This window comes from Streptomyces coerulescens, assembly GCF_042657965.1.
Taxonomy (GTDB): Bacteria; Actinomycetota; Actinomycetes; order Streptomycetales; family Streptomycetaceae; genus Streptomyces; species Streptomyces coerulescens.
This window is the reverse complement of sequence record NZ_JBHSKM010000007.1, coordinates 138,355-157,897: the sequence shown is the minus strand read 5'-3', so window position 1 is coordinate 157,897 and position 19,543 is coordinate 138,355. Positions and strand designations below refer to the sequence as shown.

The window sequence follows — 19,543 nt, the reverse complement described above, 5'->3', positions numbered from 1 at the left end:
GTATCGATATGCGGCTCCGCCGCGTGGGCGCGACCAGCCACAACGGCGCCGCACCGGCCCTCAAACCCTCTCAATGATCGTCACGTTGGCCTGTCCCCCGCCCTCACACATCGTCTGAAGCCCGAACCGACCGCCCGTCCGCTCCAGTTCATGCAGCAACGTGGTCATCAGCTTCACCCCCGTCGCCCCCAACGGATGCCCCAGCGCAATAGCCCCACCATTCACATTGACCCTGTCAGGATCCGCCCCGGTCTCCTTCAGCCACGCCAGCACGACCGGCGCGAACGCCTCATTGATCTCGACGAGGTCGATGTCGTCCATCGACAGCCCGGTCTTCTTCAGGGCATGGGCGGTGGCGGGTATCGGGGCGGTGAGCATGCGGATGGGATCCTCACCGCGCACCGAGAGGTGGTGCACCCGGGCCCGGGGCGTGAGCCCATGCTCGCGCACCGCCCGCTCCGAGGCCAGCAGCATCGCCGCCGCGCCGTCGGAGACCTGTGAGGAGCACGCGGCGGTGATCGTGCCGCCGTCGACGACCGGTTTCAGCCCGGCCATCTTCTCCAGCGAGGTGTCCCGGCGCGGCCCTTCGTCGACGCCGACCTGGCCGTACGCCACGGTCTCCCGCTGGAATCGGCCCTCGTCGATCGCGCGCAGCGCCCGCCGGTGCGAGCGCAGGGCGAACTCCTCCTGGTCCTGCCGGGTGATCCCCCACTTGCCGGCGATCATCTCGGCACCGACGAACTGATTGACCGGCTTCTCCCCGTACCGCGCCCGCCAGCCCTCGCTCCCCGCGAAAGGCCCCGCGGTCAGTCCGAGCGGCTCGGCGGCCTGCCGGGTGGCGAAGGCGATGGGGATCATCGACATGTTCTGCACACCGCCCGCGACCACCAGGTCCTGGGTGCCGGAGAGCACGCCCTGCGCGGCGAAGTGCACGGCCTGCTGCGAGGACCCGCACTGCCGGTCCACCGTCACGCCCGGCACCTCTTCGGGCAGCCCGGCCGCCAGCCAGCAGGTCCGGGCGATGTCCCCGGCCTGGGGTCCGACGGCGTCCAGACAGCCGAAGACGACGTCCTCGACGGCCGCCGGATCCATGCCCGCCCGCTCCACGAGCGCCTTGAGCACATGCGCGCCCAGATCGGCCGGATGGACCCCGCTGAGCCCTCCTCCGCGCCGCCCGACAGGCGTACGGACCGCTTCGACGATGTAGGCCTCGGCCATGGCAACTCCCCGGTGGGAACAGTGGGTTATGTGCGTACGGCGATCCCGTCCAGCACCATCGACAGGTACTGCCGGGCGATCTCCTCGGGGCTGTGCTGTCCGCCGGGCCGGTACCAGGACGCGGCGACCCACACCGTGTCGCGCACGAACCGGTAGGTGAGCCGGACGTCGAGGTCGGACCGGAAGGCCCCGGCGGCGACCCCGCGCTCCAGCGTGGACAGCCACGCCTTCTCGAACTTGCGCTGCGACTCGGCGAGGAACGCGAACCGCTCCTGCGCGACGAGCTGGCGGTTCTCCTTCTGGTAGATCGCGACGGCGGCCCGGTGCCGGTCGATCTCCCGGAACGACTCGGTGACCAGGGCCTCCAGCGTCTCGCGTGGGCCCAGCTCGGCCTCCAGGACGGAGTCGTAGCCGCTCCACAGCTCGTCGAGGAACGACCGCAGGATCTCTTCGAGCATCGACTCCTTGGAGTCGAAGTGGTAGTAGAGGCTGCCCGCGAGCATGCCCGCGTGGTCGGCGATCTTGCGTACGGTGGTGGCGTTGTAGCCCTGCTCGGCGAAGACCTCGGCGGCTGTTTCGAGGAGTTCACGGCGCCGCGCGGCCGCGGCGGTCACCTGGGGCTTCTTCTTGGTCGGCACGGGTCCATTGTCGTCCTAGGCGTGCTGGCTGCTGACGGAGACGATCTCTCCGGTCATGTACGAGGAGTAGGGCGAGGCCAGGAAGACGATCACGTTGGCCACCTCCCAGGGCTCGGCGTGCCGTCCGAACGCCTCGCGCGCGGTCAGTTCGCCGAGCAGTTCGGGGGTCGTCACCTTCGCGAGGTGCGGGTGCATGGCGAGGGACGGCGAGACCGCGTTGACCCGCACGCCGTACCCGGCGGCCTCGATCGCCGCGCACCGGGTCAGCGCCATCACGCCCGCCTTGGCGGCCGCGTAGTGCGCCTGCCCGGCCTGGGCGCGCCAGCCGACGACGGAGGCGTTGTTGACGATCACGCCGCCGCCGGTCTCCCGCATCCGGCGCAGGGCGGCACGGGTGCATCTGAAGGTGCCGTTCAAGGTGACGTCGAGGACCCTCGACCACTGCTCGTCGGTCATGTCGGCGAGGGGAGAAGTCCCGCCGAGACCGGCGTTGTTGACGACGACGTCGAGCCGGCCGTGCTCCCGCACGGCGGTGTCGAACAGTGCGCGCACCTGTGCCTCGTCGGTGACGTCGCAGACCGCGGAGCTCACCGCGCCCTCGAACTCCCGCGCCAGCTCGGCCTCGTGTTCCTTCAGCCGACGCGCATGCGCGTCGCTGATCAGTACCTGCGCGCCCTCTTCGAGGAAGCGGCGCGCGGTCGCCCCGCCGATGCCGGCACCGGCCGCCGCGGTGATGACGGCCGTGCGCCCGCGGAGCAGTCCGTGCCCGGGAACGTACGTCGGCGCCTCGACGTTTGTCATAGCAGCACGCTAACCTACCAAACACTTGTTAGGGAAGACGGTAAGGCCCGTAGGGAGGGAGCGCGACCGTGGATCTTCGTCACTCGGCCGCCGACGAGGCGTTCCGCGCCGAGGCCCGTGCCTGGCTGGACGCGCGTGTGCCGCCCGATCCGCTCCCTTCCCTGGAGACCGAGGAGGGTTTCGCGGCGCACCGGGCCTGGGAGGCCGAACTCGCCGCGGACCGCTGGTCGGTGGTGAGCTGGCCGGCCGAGTACGGCGGCCGGGACGCCTCGCTGCCGCGCTGGCTGCTGTTCGAGGAGGAGTACTACGCGGCGGGTGCGCCGGGCCGCGTGAATCAGAACGGCGTCAGTCTCCTGGCCCCGACCCTCTTCGACCACGGCACCGCGGAGCAACGCGCGCGCGTGCTCCCGTCCATGGCCACCGGCGAGGTGATCTGGGCGCAGGCGTGGTCGGAGCCGGAGGCGGGCTCGGACCTGGCATCGCTGCGGTCCAGGGGCGTGCGCACGGACGGCGGCTGGCTGCTCAGCGGTCAGAAGACCTGGTCCTCGCGCGCCGCCTTCGCCGACCGCGCGTTCGGCCTGTTCCGCACCGACCCGGACACCCCCAGACCCCACGAGGGCCTGACCTATCTGATGTTCGACCTGCGGGCCCCCGGGGTCACGGTCCGCCCCGTCGCCCGCCTCGACGGCAAGCCCGCCTTCGCCGAGCTGTTCCTGGACGAGGTGTTCGTGCCCGACGAGGACGTGATCGGCGGGCCCGGCCAGGGCTGGCGGATCGCGATGTCGACGGCGGGCAACGAACGCGGTCTGATGCTGCGCTCCCCCGGCCGATTCCTCGCGAGCGCCGACCGTCTGCACGGCCTGTGGCAGGCCCAGGGATGCCCGCAGAGCGCGCGCGACGCCGTGGCCGACGCCCTGATCGGCGCCCGCGCCTACCAGCTGTTCACCTACGCCGCCGCCTCCCGCTTCCTCGACGGCGAGTCGATCGGCCCCGAGTCCAGCCTGAACAAGGTCTTCTGGTCGGAGTACGACATCGCGCTGCACGAGACGGCCCTCGACCTCCTGGGCGCCGAAGGCGAGGCCGCCGACACCGACTGGTCCGAGCGCTATGTCTTCTCGCTGGCCGGACCCATCTACGCCGGGACGAACGAGATCCAGCGCGACATCATCGCCGAGCGGCTGCTCGGCCTGCCGAAGGGGCGCCGCTGATGCGCAAGGGCTCCGCCGACGGGAATGCCTCGGCTGCAGGGAGGGCCGTACTCATGCCGGAGCGAGCGCCGGCCCCGTCCGCAGGACCGACTCGGACGCCGACGGCAACCGCGCCGCTTCCGAAGGGACCTCGCCGATGAGGTTCCTCCTCGACGCCGAGCAGCGTGCCTTCGCCGGCTCGCTGGACGCGATGCTGACGGCGGCGGACACACCGTCGGTGGTACGGGCGTGGAGCCGGGGCGAGCAGACGAGGGGCCGGGCGCTGTGGTCCCGGGTCGCCGAAGCGGGGGTGCTCGCGCTGGCGGTTCCCGAGGCCCACGAGGGGCTGGGCCTGCGGCCCGTCGAACTCGCCGTCGCGTTCGTGGAGTTGGGCCGCCACGCGGTGCCGGGGCCGCTGGTGGAGACGGTCGCGGCGGCGGCGCTGCTCGCCGGCCTGCCGGACCCCGGCCCGGCCAAGCGGCTCCTGCCGGCGCTGGCGGCGGGGGACGCCATGGCGACGCTGGCGTGGCGGACGCCGTACGCCCTGGACGGCGACGTGGCCACGACCCGCCTCGCGCTCACCCCCGAGGGCCTGTACCTCTCCCCCGGCCATGGCCCGGTGCGCCTCTCCCTGGACCCGGCCCGCCGTCTCACCCCGCTGGAAGCCGGCGGTGAACTCCTCAGCCCCGACCCGCCCACCGCCGAGGCCCTCATATGGGCCCGTCTGGCCACGGCCGCCCAGGCCCTCGGCGTCGGTCTCGCCCTTCTCGACAGGACCGTCGGGTACGTCAAGCAGCGCACTCAGTTCGGCGTCCCCGTGGGCTCCTTCCAGGCCGTCAAGCATCGCCTCGCGGACGCGAAGGTGGGTCTGGAGTTCGCCCGGCCCCTCCTCTTCGGCGCCGCCCTCACCATGGACGCTGCCGACGTCGCCGCCGCCAAGGTCACCGCCTGCGAGGCCGCGTACGCCACCGCCCGGACCGCGCTCCAGCTGCATGGCGCGATCGGCTACACGGCGGAGTACGACCTGTCGCTGTGGCTGACCAAGGCCCGCGTCCTGCGCACCGCGTGGGGCAGCCCGCAGGAGTGCCGAGCCGCGGTGCTCAGTGGTGGTGATCGCCGCTGGTGACCTCGCGGTACTCCGCCACCGTCGGCTTCTCGATCCGCGCCGCCGACCCGAACATCACGCGCGCCAGCCCGGCCCTCATCCGCTGGGCGGGAGTGACCCGGCGCCGGACGCCGTTCGCGTCGACCGTCGGCCCGATCTCGTACGGCGGATGCTGCTCGTGCTGGGTGAGGGTGAACAGCTGGCCCTGGGTGAGCGGCTCGTGGACCTCGATGTACTCGCCGTGCGGCAGCCGTTTGACGGTGCCCGTCTCCCGGCCGTGCAGCACCTTGTCCCGGTCCCGGCGCTGCAGTCCGAGACAGATCCGCTTGGTCACGACATAGGTCAGGACCGGCACCACGAACACCGCGATCCGCACGAACCAGGTGATCACGTTGATGGACAGATGCAGATGCGTGGCGACGATGTCGTTGCCGCCGCCGATCAGCAGCACCACGTAAAGGCTCAGCCAGGCGGCGCCCAGCCCGGTGCGCACCGGTACGTTGCGCGGCCGGTCGAGGATGTGGTGCTCCCGTCTGTCGCCGGTGACCCACGCCTCCAGGAAGGGATACAGACCGAGGGCGAGCAGGATCAGCGGGAAGAGCGAGAAGGGGATGAAGACGCCCAGTTCCAGGGTGTGGCCCCAGGCGTTGAGCTCCCATCCCGGCATCACCCGGATCAGTCCCTCGGAGAAGCCGAGGTACCAGTCCGGCTGGGCGCCGGTGGTCACCAGGTCGGGCCGGTAGGGCCCGAACGCCCACACGGGGTTGATGCTGGCGACGCCGCCCATGAGCGCCAGCACACCGAACACGAGGAAGAAGAAGCCGCCCGCCTTGGCCATGTACACCGGCAGGAAGGGCATGCCGACGACCGACTTCTGGTCGCGGCCGGGACCCGGGTACTGCGTGTGCTTGTGGTAGAAGACCAGGATCAGATGGGCGACGACCAGGCCCAGCATGATCCCGGGCAGCAGCAGGATGTGGACCGGGTACAGCCGGGCGATGAAGTCCTCGCCGGGGAACTCCCCGCCGAAGAGGAAGAACGCCAGATACGTCCCCACGATCGGCACCGACAGGATCGCGCCGTACGCGAACCGCAGTCCGGTGCCGGAGAGCAGGTCGTCGGGCAGCGAGTAGCCGGTCAGGCCGGTGATGATGCCGAGCATCAGCAGGGTCCAGCCGAACACCCAGTTCAGCTCGCGCGGCTTGCGGAAGGCGCCGGTGAAGAACACCCGCATCATGTGCACGAGCATGCCGGTGACGAAGACCAGTGCCGCCCAGTGGTGGATCTGCCGGATGAGCAGGCCGCCGCGCACATCGAAGCTGATGTCTAGCGTGGACTCGTAGGCCCGGGTCATCAGGACGCCGTTGAGCGGCTCGTAGGTGCCGTTGTACACGACCTCGGCGGTGCTCGGCTCGAAGAACAGGGTGAGGTAGACGCCGGTGAGGATCAGCACCAGGAAGCTGTAGAGGCAGACCTCGCCCAGCATGAACGACCAGTGGTCCGGAAAGACCTTGCGCATATTGGCCTTGGCCAGCGCGTACAGCCCGAGCCGCCCGTCCGCCCAGTCCGCGACCCGCTCGCCCTTCCCCGGCGGCGCGGCCCGTCGAGCCCCGGCCGCCGCACCGTTCCCCGATCCCGCGCCGTCCATAGATCGTCGCCCTCCCGTCGGATCACCTCACAGGGTGACACGGCGGTACGGGCGCGGCCAACGGTGCGGACAGGCCGGAAAGTCCGCTCCCTACGGCCGTACGATCCCCTGCGCCCGCGCGGCCACCAGCCACTTCGGGAACTCCCCGACCAGGCGGTCGTACAGCTCGGCCTCGGAGACCTTGCCCGGGTCGGCGCCCGCGTGGAAGAAGCCGGCGTTGTCGACCACCCGCTTCTGCGGTACGGCGAGGTCGTCGAGCTTGCGCAGGAAGTCGAACTGCTTGCTGGTCGGGTCCCCGAAGCCGACGAACTGCCAGAACAGCGGGAGCCGGGCGGCCTTGCACAGATAGCGTTCCGCGGCGAGCTTGTTGATGGGGCCGCCGTCGGTCTGGAACACGACCAGGGCCGGGTCCGTGGAGCCGCTGTCCAGGTAGTGGTCGATGACGGCGTCCATGGCCAGGTGGTAGCTGGTCTTGCCCATGTGCCCGAGCCCGGCCACGATCCGTTCGATCCGGCCGCGGTGGTCGCTCAGCGCGATGTCGGTGACGGCGTCGACGTCGGTGGAGAAGAAGACGACCGGAACCGTGCCGTCGTCGTCGAAGTGCGCCGACATCCCGAGCACCCGGTCGGCGAGCGCCTGCACGCTGCCGTCCTTGTAGTACGGCTTCATCGAACCGGAGTAGTCGACCACCAGATAGACCGCGGCCCGCACCCCGTCGAGCCCGTGCTTGTGGAGCGACACCCCGGCGCTCTTGTAAAGGCTGACCAGCGCGGGCGCGGTCTCCTCCACCTTGCTGAGACTGATCGCCGCCATATGCTTTCCCCCTCGCGCGTCACACTGGCTGCCGAGATTACGACACCATGGGCCCCGCCTCTCCCTCCGTCCACAGGTGTTCGATATTTTGTTCGCCGCCGCCCCCACCGGCTCACCGTTCGTCCAGTCCACCGAGGAGCCGGCTGTGGAGCCCGAGCCCACCCAGTCCGAGTCCGCCCAGCCCACCGTCACGACCTGCTATCGCCATCCCAAGGTCGAGTCGCACGTCCGCTGTACCCGCTGCGACCGGTACATCTGCCCGGACTGCATGCGTGAGGCAGCCGTCGGCCACCAGTGCGTGGAGTGCGTGCGGGAAGGTGCCCGGTCGGTGCGGCAGGCGCGGACCCTCGTCGGTGGCCGGATCGCCGCGACACCGCTGGTGACCTCGGTGCTCATCGGGCTGAACGTCCTCGCCTATCTGGCCGAGGTCGTGCGCCCGGAGATCCTGGACCGGTTCTCGATGCTCAGCGCCCGGCTGGTCGGGCCGGACGGCGGCTTCTACCTCTACCAGCCCGGGTACCCGTCGGACTTCCACGCCGAGGGCCTCGTCGCCGGGCAGTGGGAGCGGTTGCTCACCGGCGGTTTCCTTCATCTGCCGCCGACGGAGGGCACGTTCGGGCTGCTGCACATCGTGATGAACATGCTCTCGCTGTGGCAGCTCGGCCGGGTCGTGGAGCCCATGCTGGGCCGGATCCGCTATGTCGCCCTGTATCTGCTGGCGACCCTGGGCGGCTCGGTGTTCGAGCTGCTGCTCACCGAGGTGAACGTGGAGTCGGTCGGTGCCTCGGGCGCGATCTTCGGCCTCGGCGCCGCGTACTACGTGCTCGCCCGCCGGATCGGCGCCGACATGCGGTCCGTCAACCGGTTCATGGTCTTCCTGCTGCTGTGGCTGCTGCTGTCGGCGGGGCTGACCTCCTGGCAGGGGCACCTCGGCGGCCTGCTGACCGGTGCGGCCGTGACGTTCGCCTACGCGTACGCCCCGCGCGGACCGCGGCAGGCCCTGATCCAGACGGCCGCCTGTGTGGGCGTGCTGGTGCTGCTGGCGGCGGTCGCGTTCGCCAAGGTGTCCGAGCTGACCGGTGGAGGCGTGGCCCAGTGAGACGTACCGGCATCCTGCTGTTCGCGGCCGTCCCCGTGGCGATCACCGCGGCCGCCTACTTCCTCGTCCCCACCGACTCCGCCGACAGCCCGGCCGAGCCGTCCGTCGTCACCACGGAGCATTCCTCCCGCCAGGAGGCCAAGAGCCGTGCCGAGCAGGAGCGGGCGGCCGACGACAAGCTGATCGCGAGCCGGCCGCCGGGCCTGGCCACCCCGGCGATGCGGACGCTGGCCCAGCAACTGGTGTCCAGCGCCGAGAACTCGACCCTGAACTGGCGTGACACCTTCGGCTACATCGAGGACATCGGCGACGGGCAGGGCTACACGGCCGGCGTCATCGGCTTCTGCACCGGCACGAACGACCTGCGCACGCTGGTCGAGCGCTACACCGACCAGCATCCGGACAACGGGCTCGCCAAGTACCTGCCCGCCCTGCGCGCGGTCGACGGCACCGACTCCCACGAGGGCCTCGACCCCGGCTTCACGGCCGCGTGGAAGGCGGAGGCCGAGCGGCCCGCGTTCCAGGAGGCCCAGCTCGCCGAGCGGGACCGCTCCTACTTCGAACCGGCGGTCCGCCTCGCCAAGCTCGACGGCCTCGGCACGCTGGGGCAGTTCATCTACTTCGACGCGATGGTCTTCCACGGCCCCGGCATCGACGACGACGGCTTCTACGTCCTGCGCGAGCGTGCCCTGCGCGAGGCGGACTCCCCGTCCCAGGGCGGCTCCGAGAAGGCGTACCTGGACATCTTCCTCGACATCCGCCGCAAGGCCATGAAGGAGAAGCGTCCCGGCACCGACACCAGCCGCATCGACACGGCCCAGCGGCAGTTCCTGTACGACGGGAATCTCCAGCTGAGGACACCGCTGCGGTGGCAGGTGTACGGGGAGACGTACCAGGTGCCCTGAGCGGCCTCCGGGAAAGGCGACGGCGCCCGCCCATTCGTCCGGTCGGGGACAAGGGGCAGGCGCCGTCAGTGTTCCGTACGCCGTTGTACGGGACGTTTTCGGTGATCCTCCGGATCAGACCATCAGCGAGCGGTCCGTCGGCTTGATCGGGGCCGGCAGGTCGCTGGCGCCGGTCAGGAAGCGGTCGCAGCCGCGGGCGGCCGAGCGGCCCTCCGCGATGGCCCACACGATCAGCGACTGGCCACGGCCCGCGTCACCGGCGACGAACACACCGGGGACGTTGGTCTGGAAGTCGGCGTCACGGGCGATGTTACCGCGCTCGTCCAGGTCCAGGCCGAACTGCTCGACCACGCCGTTCTCCCGGTCGGTGCCGGTGAAGCCCATGGCGAGGGTGACCAGCTGGGCCGGGATCTTGCGCTCGGTGCCCGGCTTCGGGGTCAGCTTGCCGTCGATGAACTCCACCTCGGTGAGGTGCAGCCACTGGACGTTGCCGTCCTCGTCGCCCTCGAAGTGGGTGGTGGAGACGGAGTAGACCCGTTCACCGCCCTCCTCGTGCGCCGAGGTGACCTTGTAGAGCATCGGGAAGGTCGGCCACGGCTGGTGCGGCGCACGGTCCTCGCCCGGACGGGGCATGATCTCCAGCTGCGTCACGGAGGCCGCGCCCTGGCGGTGGGCGGTGCCCACGCAGTCGGCGCCGGTGTCGCCGCCGCCGATGACGACGACGTGCTTGCCCTCGGCCGAGATCGGGGAGGTGACGTAGTCGCCCTCCTGGACCTTGTTGGCCAGCGGCAGGTACTCCATCGCCTGGTGGACGCCCTTGAGCTCCCGCCCGGGGACGGGGAGATCACGGGCGGTGGTGGCACCGGCGGCGATGACGACGGCGTCGTACCGCTTCTTCAGGTCGGTCGCCTTGAGGTCGCGGCCGATCTCGATGCCGGTACGGAAGCGGGTGCCCTCCGCGCGCATCTGCTCGATACGGCGGTTGATGTGCCGCTTCTCCATCTTGAACTCGGGGATGCCGTAGCGGAGAAGGCCTCCGATGCGGTCCGCGCGCTCGTAGACGGCGACCGTGTGGCCGGCCCGGGTGAGCTGCTGGGCGGCGGCCAGGCCCGCGGGGCCCGAGCCGATGACGGCGACGGTCTTGCCGGACAGACGCTCCGGGGCCTGCGGCTCGACATCGCCGCTGTCCCACGCCTTGTCGATGATGGAGACCTCGACGTTCTTGATGGTGACGGCCGGCTGGTTGATGCCGAGCACACACGCCGACTCACAGGGAGCGGGGCAGAGGCGACCGGTGAACTCCGGGAAGTTGTTGGTCGCGTGCAGCCGCTCGCTGGCGGCGGCCCAGTCCTCGCGGTAGGCGTAGTCGTTCCACTCGGGGATGAGGTTCCCGAGCGGACAGCCGTTGTGGCAGAACGGGATGCCGCAGTCCATGCAGCGGCTGGCCTGCTTGCTGATGATCGGCAGCAGGGAGCCGGGGACGTAGACCTCGTTCCAGTCCTTCAGGCGTACGTCGACGGGGCGGGACTTGGCGACCTCGCGCCCGTGGTTGAGGAAGCCCTTCGGGTCAGCCATTGATCGCCGCCTCCATCATCTTCTCGGTGATCTCGGTCTCGGAGAGACCGGCTCGCTCGGCGGCGTCCTTGGCGGCGAGCACTGCCTTGTACGTGCTGGGGATGATCTTGCTGAAGCGCTCGACGGCGGTGTCCCACTCGGCCAGGAGCTTCTCGGCGACCGTGGAGCCGGTCTCCTCCTGGTGGCGGCGGACCACGTCGTGCAGCCACTGCTTGTCGGTGTCGTCGAGGGCCTCGACGGCACCGATGTTGCCGACGTTGACGTTGTCGCGGTCGAGGTCGATGACGTAGGCGATGCCGCCGGACATACCGGCCGCGAAGTTACGGCCCGTCTCGCCCAGGACCACCGCGTGGCCACCGGTCATGTACTCGCAGCCGTGGTCGCCCACGCCCTCGGAGACGACCGTCGCGCCGGAGTTGCGGACACAGAACCGCTCGCCCGTGCGACCGCGCAGGAACAGCTCGCCACCGGTCGCGCCGTAGGCGATGGTGTTGCCCGCGATCGTCGAGTACTCGGCGAGGTGGTCGGCGGCCCGGTCCGGGCGGACGATCACACGGCCGCCGGAGAGGCCCTTGCCGACGTAGTCGTTGGCGTCGCCCTCCAGGCGGAGCGTGACACCGCGCGGGAGGAAGGCGCCGAAGGACTGGCCCGCGCTGCCGGTGAAGGTGATGTCGATGGTGTCGTCGGGCAGACCGGCACCGCCGAACTTCTTCGTCACCTCGTGGCCGAGCATGGTGCCGACCGTGCGGTTGATGTTGCGGACCTTGATCTGGGCGCGCACCGGCTGGGCGTCGGTCGCGGAGTCCGCGGCCAGCGCGTCGGCGGCGAGCTTGATGAGCTCGTTGTCGAGCGCCTTCTCCAGGCCGTGGTCCTGCTCGATCAGCTGGTGGCGCACCGCGCCCTCGGGCAGCTCGGGCACGTGGAACAGCGGCTCCAGGTCCAGGCCCTGCGCCTTCCAGTGGTCGACGGCACGCGTGACGTCCAGCGTCTCGGCGTGGCCGACGGCGTCCTCGATGGTGCGGAAGCCCAGCTCGGCGAGGATCTCGCGGACCTCCTCGGCGATGAACTGGAAGAAGTTCACGACGTATTCGGCCTTGCCCGTGAACCGGTCGCGCAGCGTCGGGTTCTGGGTGGCGATGCCGACCGGGCAGGTGTCCAGGTGGCAGACGCGCATCATGACGCAGCCGGAGACGACGAGCGGCGCGGTCGCGAAACCGAACTCCTCGGCGCCGAGCAGCGCGGCGATGACGACGTCACGGCCGGTCTTCAGCTGGCCGTCGGTCTGCACGACGATGCGGTCGCGCAGGCCGTTGAGCAGCAGGGTCTGCTGGGTCTCGGCGAGGCCGAGCTCCCAGGGGCCGCCCGCGTGCTTCAGCGAGGTGAGCGGGGAGGCGCCCGTACCGCCGTCGTGGCCGGAGATGAGCACCACGTCCGCGTGGGCCTTGGACACACCGGCCGCGACCGTGCCGACGCCGACCTCGGAGACCAGCTTCACGTGGATGCGGGCCTGCGGGTTGGCGTTCTTGAGGTCGTGGATCAGCTGAGCCAGGTCCTCGATGGAGTAGATGTCGTGGTGCGGCGGGGGCGAGATCAGACCGACGCCCGGGGTCGAGTGACGGGTCTTCGCGACCCACGGGTAGACCTTGTGGCCGGGCAGCTGGCCGCCCTCGCCGGGCTTGGCGCCCTGAGCCATCTTGATCTGGATGTCGTCGGCGTTGACCAGGTACTCGGACGTGACACCGAAGCGGCCGGAGGCGACCTGCTTGATGGACGACCGGCGGGCCGGGTCGTACAGGCGCTCCGGGTCCTCGCCGCCCTCACCGGTGTTGGACTTGCCGCCCAGCTGGTTCATGGCGATGGCGAGGGTCTCGTGCGCCTCCTTGGAGATGGAGCCGTACGACATGGCGCCGGTGGAGAAGCGCTTGACGATCTCGGACGCCGGCTCGACCTCGTCGATGGAGATCGAGGGGCGGTCGGACTTGAAGCCGAACAGGCCGCGCAGCGTCATCAGACGCTCGGACTGCTCGTTCACCCGGTCCGTGTACTTCTTGAAGATGTCGTAGCGGTTGGCACGCGTCGAGTGCTGGAGGCGGAAGACCGTCTCCGGGTCGAACAGGTGCGGCTCGCCCTCGCGACGCCACTGGTACTCGCCGCCGATCTCGAGGGCGCGGTGGGCGGGCGCGATGCCACTCGCCGGGTACGCCTTGGCGTGCCGGGCGGCGACCTCCTTGGCGATGACGTCGATGCCGACGCCGCCGATCTTGGTGGCCGTGCCGTTGAAGTACTTCTCCACGAAGGCGTCGTCGAGACCGACGGCCTCGAAGACCTGCGCGCCGCGGTAGGAGGCGACGGTCGAGATGCCCATCTTGGACATGACCTTCAGGACGCCCTTGCCGAGGGCGTAGATCAGGTTGCGGATGGCCTTCTCGGCCTCGATGTCCGAGAGGAAGGTGCCCGCGCGGACCAGGTCCTCGACGGACTCCATGGCCAGGTACGGGTTGACGGCCGCGGCGCCGAAGCCGATGAGCAGGGCGACGTGGTGGACCTCGCGGACGTCGCCGGCCTCGACCAGCAGGCCCACGTGGGTGCGCTGCTTGGTGCGGATGAGGTGGTGGTGGACGGCCGCGGTGAGCAGCAGCGACGGGATCGGCGCGTGCTCGGCGTCGGAGTGGCGGTCCGACAGGACGATCAGCCGGGCGCCGTTCTCGATGGCGGCGTCGGCCTCGGCGCAGATCTCCTCTATGCGCGCGGCCAGCGCGTCACCGCCGCCGTGCACCCGGTACAGACCGGACAGGGTCGCGGCCTTGAAGCCGGGCATGTCGCCGTCGGCGTTGATGTGGATGAGCTTGGCCAGCTCGTCGTTGTCGATCACCGGGAAGGGCAGGGTGACGCTGCGACAGGAGGCGGCCGTCGGGTCGAGCAGGTTGCCCTGCGGGCCCAGCGAGGAGTTCAGCGAGGTGACGAGCTCCTCGCGGATGGCGTCCAGCGGCGGGTTGGTGACCTGCGCGAACAGCTGGGTGAAGTAGTCGAAGAGCAGACGCGGGCGCTCGCTGAGCGCGGCGATCGGCGAGTCGGTGCCCATCGAACCGATCGGCTCGGCACCGGCCTTGGCCATCGGCGCGAGGATGACGCGCAGCTCCTCCTCGGTGTAGCCGAAGGTCTGCTGGCGGCGGGTGACCGAGGCGTGGGTGTGCACGATGTGCTCACGCTCGGGCAGGTCGGAGAGCTCGATCTCGCCGGCTTCCAGCCACTCCGCGTAGGGCTGCTCGGCGGCGAGCTGGGCCTTGATCTCGTCGTCCTCGATGATGCGGTGCTCGGCGGTGTCCACGAGGAACATACGGCCGGGCTGCAGGCGGCCCTTGCGGACGACCTTGGCGGGGTCGATGTCGAGGACGCCGACCTCGGAGCCGAGGACGACGAGGCCGTCGTCGGTGACCCAGTAGCGGCCGGGGCGCAGGCCGTTGCGGTCGAGCACGGCGCCGACCTGGGTGCCGTCGGTGAAGGTGACACAGGCCGGGCCGTCCCAGGGCTCCATCATCGTGGAGTGGAACTGGTAGAAGGCGCGCCGGGCCGGGTCCATGGAGTCGTGGTTCTCCCACGCCTCCGGGATCATCATCAGCACGGAGTGCGGCAGCGAGCGGCCACCGAGGTGGAGCAGCTCCAGCACCTCGTCGAAGGAGGCGGAGTCGGACGCGTCCGGCGTGCACACCGGGAAGATGCGCTCCAGGTCCTTGCTGCCGAACAGGTCGGACACCAGCTGCGACTCACGCGCCCGCATCCAGTTGCGGTTGCCCTTGACGGTGTTGATCTCACCGTTGTGCGCGACGAAGCGGTACGGGTGCGCCAGCGGCCACGACGGGAAGGTGTTCGTCGAGAAGCGCGAGTGGACGAGGGCGACGGCCGAGGCGAAGCGGCGGTCGGACAGGTCCGGGAAGAAGGGCTCCAGCTGGCCGGTGGTCAGCATGCCCTTGTAGACGATGGTGCGGGCCGACAGCGACGGGAAGTAGACCCCGGCCTCGCGCTCGGCGCGCTTGCGCAGCACGAAGGCCTTGCGGTCGAGGGCGATGTCCTTCGAGGAACCGTCCGCGACGAAGACCTGACGGAAGACCGGCATGGTCGACCGGGCGGTGGCACCGAGCAGTTCAGGGGCGACGGGGACCTCTCGCCAGCCGAGGACGGTCAGGCCCTCGGCGGAAGCGATCGTCTCGATCTTCGAGACGGCGTCCTGGGTCCCGTCCTCCGGCAGGAAGGCGATACCGACGGCGTACGCACCGGCCTCGGGCAACTCGAATCCGGCCACCTCACGCAGGAAGGCGTCCGGCACCTGGGAAAGGATGCCCGCGCCGTCGCCCGAGTCGGGCTCGGAGCCCGTGGCGCCGCGGTGTTCGAGATTGCGCAGAACGGTGAGCGCCTGGTCGACCAGCGTGTGGCTCGCCTCACCGGTGAGGGTGGCCACGAAGCCGACGCCACAGGCGTCGTGCTCGTTGCGGGGGTCGTACATACCCTGCGCAGCAGGGCGAGCATCCATGAACGACCAGTTCTGGCCATTCGCGGAGTGCTGGGACGGCTGGCGCGGTGTACGCATCGGCTCTCCCGTCGTCGTCATTTGGCTGGGGGCACCTCCCAGGCCCTTAAGGCTCTGGGGGAGCAAATTGCCGAGGGACGACGTTGGCCCTCTGCGTGAGTGCAAAATTTCGTGCAGGTTACATGATGGGGCGGTTCTCGGGAAGCGGGATAATCCGTTCCACCATGCGGACACCACGGGCTGCGGCAGGGTTCCGCGCACGTGGCTCAAAGTATGTGGGGACCGAGCAGGACAGGTCCATGTCCGACGATCCAGGGGGCGGAGGAGGCGTCGTCGCCGACCCCGCGAGTGCGCCCCAGGCGTCATTGCCCACAGCGCTTACGGCTCATGCCCGGTGGTCACGCATCCGAAACCAGCGAGTAACGGCTACTTATGCGGCCCATCGCATAAGTTCCAGCCGAGCTATCCTACGGCCGTTCCGAACAAACTGCCCAGGGCGTACGTCACACCGGCGGCGGCACCACCCAGCGCGAGCTGCCGCAATCCGCTGTACCACCAGCTCCGCGCGGTCACCTTGGCCACGACCGCACCGCACAGGAACAGCCCGAGGAGCGCCAGCAGCAGGGCCGGCCACAGCGTGGTCGCACCGAGCAGATACGGCAGTACGGGCAGCAGGGCGCCCAGCGCGAACGAGCCGAACGACGAGACGGCCGCGATCAGCGGCGACGGCAGATCGCCGGGGTCGATGCCGAGTTCCTCGCGGGCATGTATCTCCAGGGCCAGCTCGGGATCACGGGAGAGCTGCTCGGCGACGGCCTTCGCGAGCTCGGGCTCGACGCCTCGGGCCTCGTACAGTGCCGCGAGCTCTGCCTCCTCGTCCTTCGGGTGCTTGCGCAGCTCCCGGCGCTCGACGTCCAGTTCGGCCTCGACGAGCTCGCGCTGCGAGGCGACGGAGGTGTACTCGCCGGCGGCCATGGAGAAGGCGCCGGCGGCAAGGCCCGCGAGCCCGCTCAGCACGATGGTCTGCTGACCCACCGCACCACCCGCGACACCGGTCATCAGAGCGAGGTTGGAGACCAGACCGTCCATCGCGCCGAAGACCGCGGGGCGCAGCCAGCCGCCGTTGACATCGCGGTGCGTGTGATTGTCACGGTGCGCCTCGTGGAGCGCGGCCTCGGTTTCGATGATGGCCATGAAGGTCCCCCAGCTGACTCAGGTAAGGCTGTCTTTAGACACGTTCTACTCTTCGACAACGCCAAATCTACGCCGTGACATTCCCTCCCGCCAGCAAGGAAAGGCTCGTCTAACCTGCGGTTTTACCTAGAACGCTCATTCGTGTAAGGGTGCGCACAGATGTCGACCGGGTGACTCTGAGGCTTCCGAGGCTCAGGTCAACCGCCGACGGTGGGACACATCCGCAAAGGGCTCCGCGCCCTGGGTGGAGCCCCCGGAGGAGAGGCCGCGTATGGCATCGATCGCCTGCATCCCCTCGGTTCCGGCGCCCGGGGACGCCGCCGAACTGCGCCGACGGGCGCGCGGCGCGCTGCTGGGCCTGGCGGTCGGCGACGCGCTCGGCGCCCCCGCGGAGAACATGAAGCCCTCCGAGATCCGCGCCCGCTGGGGTCGTGTCACGGGGTTCGTCACCGACAACCCCTGCGGCACGGACGACACCGAGTACGCGATCTTCTCGGGCCTCCTCCTCGCCCGGCACGGCTCGGCCCTCACACCGGGCCATGTGGAGGCCGCCTGGCACGAGTGGATCGCGGACCGGGCCGAGGGCCCCTTCAGGGGCGCGGGCTTCAGCGAGCGCGGCACGCTGGAGAACCTCCGCCGGGGCCTGGCTGCCCCCATCTCCGCGCAGCACCGGCACGCCTGGAGCGACGGTCTCGCCATGCGGGCGGCGCCGTTCGGGGTCTTCGCGGCCGGGCGCCCCGCCGAAGCGGCCCGCCTGGTGGCGATCGACGGCTCGGTGAGCCATGACGGCGAGGGCATCTACGGCGGTCAGGCGGTGGCGGCCGGGGTGGCGGCGGCGATGGCGGGAGCGCCGACGATCGCGGTGGTCGCTTCCGCCCTGGCGGTGGTCCCGGACGACTCCTGGACGGCCCGCTCCCTGCGCCGGGCGGTGGCGGTGGCCCACCGGGGCGAACGCGCGGTCCGCTCCGCGGTCGTGATCGGCGGCTACCCGTGGACCGACCTGGCCCCCGAGGCGGTCGCGCTGGCCTTCGGGGCGTACGCGGCGGCGGACGGCGACGTCGTCCAGGCGGTCCTCACGGCGGTGAACATGGGCCGCGACGCCGATACGACGGCCGCGGTGGCGGGGGCACTGGCGGGCGCGACCCAGGGCGAGTCGGCGATCCCGGCGGACTGGGCGGCGGCGATCGGCCCGGCCCGCGGAAGCTGCCTGCCGTCGATGGCCGGCCATCACGTACTGGACGTGGCGGAACTACTGGTCCCCGGCGAGGACAGAAAGTGGGTCACGGGCGGCCTCACCCCACCCGAGCCACCGACACCACGCGAAGGAGCGACCCGATGACCCCCCCGACCCCCTGGACCGAGGAATCCCCGACCCCACCCCCACCACCCCCCGACCCAACGCTCCTCACCGACTCCCCCGACCCCACGGCGGCCCCGAACGCACCTGCCGACACCGCCCCGACTCCGCGCACACAATCACCCGGCCCCGCGGACGGCGGCCCCATGCCACGCACCGCGCCGCACGACCCCACGGACATCGCGCCCCCGCCACCCGCCGCCCCGAACCACCCCACGGCAACCGAAACCAAGCCGCTCACGCCCCCGAACGCACCCGCAGCCGCCGACGGCGAGGGAGTGCCGGTGGGGCCACCCGCGGTCGACGACGAAAGTCGCACGCGTGGTGCGGGTGGGAGACAGCAGGCCGAAGGCGGAGCCGAGGCCGGTCAACGCGTCCTCGGCCTCCTCCTCGGCCTCGCCGCAGGCGACGCCGCCGGCTGGCCCGCCGCCCGTCACCGAGCCGCCCGCATGCCGGAATGGACCCGCCGCCTCACCCGCGAACTCGACACCTTCGCCGAGCAGAACGCGACCACCACCCTCCCCGTCCCCATCGCCCTCAACCAACCCCCCGAACCCCTCCGCCTCGGCCCCTCCGACGACGCGGAATGGGCGACCTTCGCGGCAGAAGCCGTACTACGCGCCGGCGACGACACCGCCCTCGGCGACCTCAGCAGAGAACGCCGTACCCGAGCCGCCATCGACCTCACCTGGAACGCCGTCGCCAGCGAGGTCGCCGCCGCAGCCGACCGCGCCCCTGAGATCGAGTCGGCCATCCTCCCCCTGCGCGCCCGTATCTCCGTCCGCGCCGGACTCGGCAACCTCGCCACCGGCCTGCGCCCACCCGCCACCGGCCACGACAACCCGCACTACTTCGACGACGCCGCCTGCGTCCGCGCCTGCGTCCTCGCCGTGGCCCACCCCGGCGACCCCCACCGCGCCGCCGACCTCGCCGAGTTCGACGCCCGCTACACCCAGGACGGCGACGGCGTGCACGGCGCGAGGGCGATGGCCGCGGCCGTGGCCCTCGCCCTGGCCGGCGCGAACGCCACCGCCTGCGTGACGGCCGCCCTCGCCGAACTCCCCGAGGAGACGGAGATCGGCCGCAACGCCCGGCACGCCCTGCACCTCGCCCACGCAGCCGACAGCGCCTTCGCCCTGATCCCCCTCCTGGAACACCAGATCGTCGACCACGTCTACAGCTACGGCATCGCCGCCGCCGAGACGGTCCCGGTCGCCCTCGCCCTCACGGTCGCCGCGGACGGCCGTATCGCCGAGGCGGTCCCCGCCGCCGCGTGCCTCTCGCGGGTCGCCGACTCGGCCCCGGCGCTGGCGGGCGCGCTGACCGGCGCACTCGGCGGCGGTACGTCGATCCCCGCGTCCTGGCGCGACACCTGCCGCATCCTCTCCGGCTGCGTACTCCCCCGCCTCACCGGCACCGACCTGGTGGAACTCGCCGAACTCCTGGAAGCCACACAACCGGCCCGACCAGGAGGATGA

Annotated in this window: 14 protein-coding genes; 6 read left to right on the top strand and 8 right to left on the bottom strand. The window is 70.7% G+C overall.

Features of this window, described 5'->3' with window-relative positions; genetic code table 11:
• Positions 1 to 60: 60 nt before the first annotated feature.
• From ACFPQ9_RS12655 to ACFPQ9_RS12645, 3 genes are read right to left on the bottom strand one after another with little or no spacing between them, the layout of a single operon-like run.
• Complete coding sequence (locus ACFPQ9_RS12655; protein ID WP_380851463.1) at positions 61 to 1,218, bottom strand: acetyl-CoA C-acetyltransferase; 1,158 nt, start codon at positions 1,216 to 1,218, stop codon at positions 61 to 63.
• Positions 1,219 to 1,244: 26 nt separating this feature from the next.
• Positions 1,245 to 1,856: a TetR/AcrR family transcriptional regulator gene (locus ACFPQ9_RS12650; RefSeq protein ID WP_380851460.1), complete on the bottom strand. Its 612-nt coding sequence runs from the start codon at positions 1,854 to 1,856 to the stop codon at positions 1,245 to 1,247.
• Between the two features lie 15 nt (positions 1,857 to 1,871).
• Positions 1,872 to 2,657 (bottom strand): SDR family oxidoreductase, encoded by a 786-nt coding sequence (locus ACFPQ9_RS12645; RefSeq protein ID WP_380851457.1) that lies wholly within the window; start codon positions 2,655 to 2,657, stop codon positions 1,872 to 1,874.
• A gap of 68 nt (positions 2,658 to 2,725) precedes the next feature.
• On the opposite strand from ACFPQ9_RS12645, the gene ACFPQ9_RS12640 reads away from it, so the two are divergent.
• Both ACFPQ9_RS12640 and ACFPQ9_RS12635 read left to right on the top strand, forming a co-directional pair.
• Positions 2,726 to 3,865 (top strand): acyl-CoA dehydrogenase family protein, encoded by a 1,140-nt coding sequence (locus ACFPQ9_RS12640; protein WP_380851454.1) that lies wholly within the window; start codon positions 2,726 to 2,728, stop codon positions 3,863 to 3,865.
• Positions 3,866 to 4,001: 136 nt separating this feature from the next.
• The gene (locus ACFPQ9_RS12635; RefSeq protein WP_380851451.1) at positions 4,002 to 4,970 is read left to right on the top strand and encodes an acyl-CoA dehydrogenase family protein; all 969 of its coding nucleotides are present in this window, start codon (positions 4,002 to 4,004) and stop codon (positions 4,968 to 4,970) included.
• On the opposite strand, the gene qcrB is transcribed toward ACFPQ9_RS12635, so the two are convergent.
• Together qcrB and ACFPQ9_RS12625 are read right to left on the bottom strand one after the other, a co-directional pair.
• Entirely contained in the window at positions 4,945 to 6,597 is a 1,653-nt protein-coding gene (gene qcrB / locus ACFPQ9_RS12630) for a cytochrome bc1 complex cytochrome b subunit (protein WP_380851448.1), read from the bottom strand. The genes ACFPQ9_RS12635 and qcrB overlap by 26 nt on opposite strands.
• Positions 6,598 to 6,687: 90 nt before the next feature.
• A complete protein-coding gene (locus ACFPQ9_RS12625; RefSeq protein ID WP_380851446.1) occupies positions 6,688 to 7,410 on the bottom strand; it encodes a vWA domain-containing protein in 723 nt (240 codons plus the stop codon).
• A gap of 145 nt (positions 7,411 to 7,555) precedes the next feature.
• Between ACFPQ9_RS12625 and ACFPQ9_RS12620 the strand changes: the two genes are divergently transcribed.
• Positions 7,556 to 8,509, top strand: coding sequence for a rhomboid family intramembrane serine protease (locus tag ACFPQ9_RS12620; protein WP_380852365.1), 954 nt, complete (start codon positions 7,556 to 7,558; stop codon positions 8,507 to 8,509).
• Positions 8,506 to 9,414: a chitosanase gene (locus ACFPQ9_RS12615; RefSeq protein WP_380851443.1), complete on the top strand. Its 909-nt coding sequence runs from the start codon at positions 8,506 to 8,508 to the stop codon at positions 9,412 to 9,414. The genes ACFPQ9_RS12620 and ACFPQ9_RS12615 overlap by 4 nt, the downstream gene beginning before the upstream one ends.
• A gap of 114 nt (positions 9,415 to 9,528) precedes the next feature.
• Here ACFPQ9_RS12615 and ACFPQ9_RS12610 read toward each other — a convergent pair whose 3' ends face one another.
• From ACFPQ9_RS12610 to ACFPQ9_RS12600, 3 genes are all read right to left on the bottom strand, one after another.
• Positions 9,529 to 10,989: a glutamate synthase subunit beta gene (locus ACFPQ9_RS12610; protein WP_126901498.1), complete on the bottom strand. Its 1,461-nt coding sequence runs from the start codon at positions 10,987 to 10,989 to the stop codon at positions 9,529 to 9,531.
• Positions 10,982 to 15,574: a glutamate synthase large subunit gene (gene gltB, locus ACFPQ9_RS12605; protein WP_380852362.1), complete on the bottom strand. Its 4,593-nt coding sequence runs from the start codon at positions 15,572 to 15,574 to the stop codon at positions 10,982 to 10,984. The genes ACFPQ9_RS12610 and gltB overlap by 8 nt, the downstream gene beginning before the upstream one ends.
• Positions 15,575 to 15,976: 402 nt before the next feature.
• The gene (locus tag ACFPQ9_RS12600) at positions 15,977 to 16,708 is read right to left on the bottom strand and encodes a VIT1/CCC1 transporter family protein (RefSeq protein ID WP_380851440.1); all 732 of its coding nucleotides are present in this window, start codon (positions 16,706 to 16,708) and stop codon (positions 15,977 to 15,979) included.
• Positions 16,709 to 16,979: 271 nt separating this feature from the next.
• Here ACFPQ9_RS12600 and ACFPQ9_RS12595 point away from each other — a divergent pair, with 271 nt between their 5' ends.
• Entirely contained in the window at positions 16,980 to 18,047 is a 1,068-nt protein-coding gene (locus ACFPQ9_RS12595) for an ADP-ribosylglycohydrolase family protein (protein WP_380851437.1), read from the top strand.
• Positions 18,044 to 19,543 (top strand): ADP-ribosylglycohydrolase family protein, encoded by a 1,500-nt coding sequence (locus tag ACFPQ9_RS12590; RefSeq protein WP_380851434.1) that lies wholly within the window; start codon positions 18,044 to 18,046, stop codon positions 19,541 to 19,543. Before ACFPQ9_RS12595 ends, ACFPQ9_RS12590 begins: the two co-directional genes overlap by 4 nt.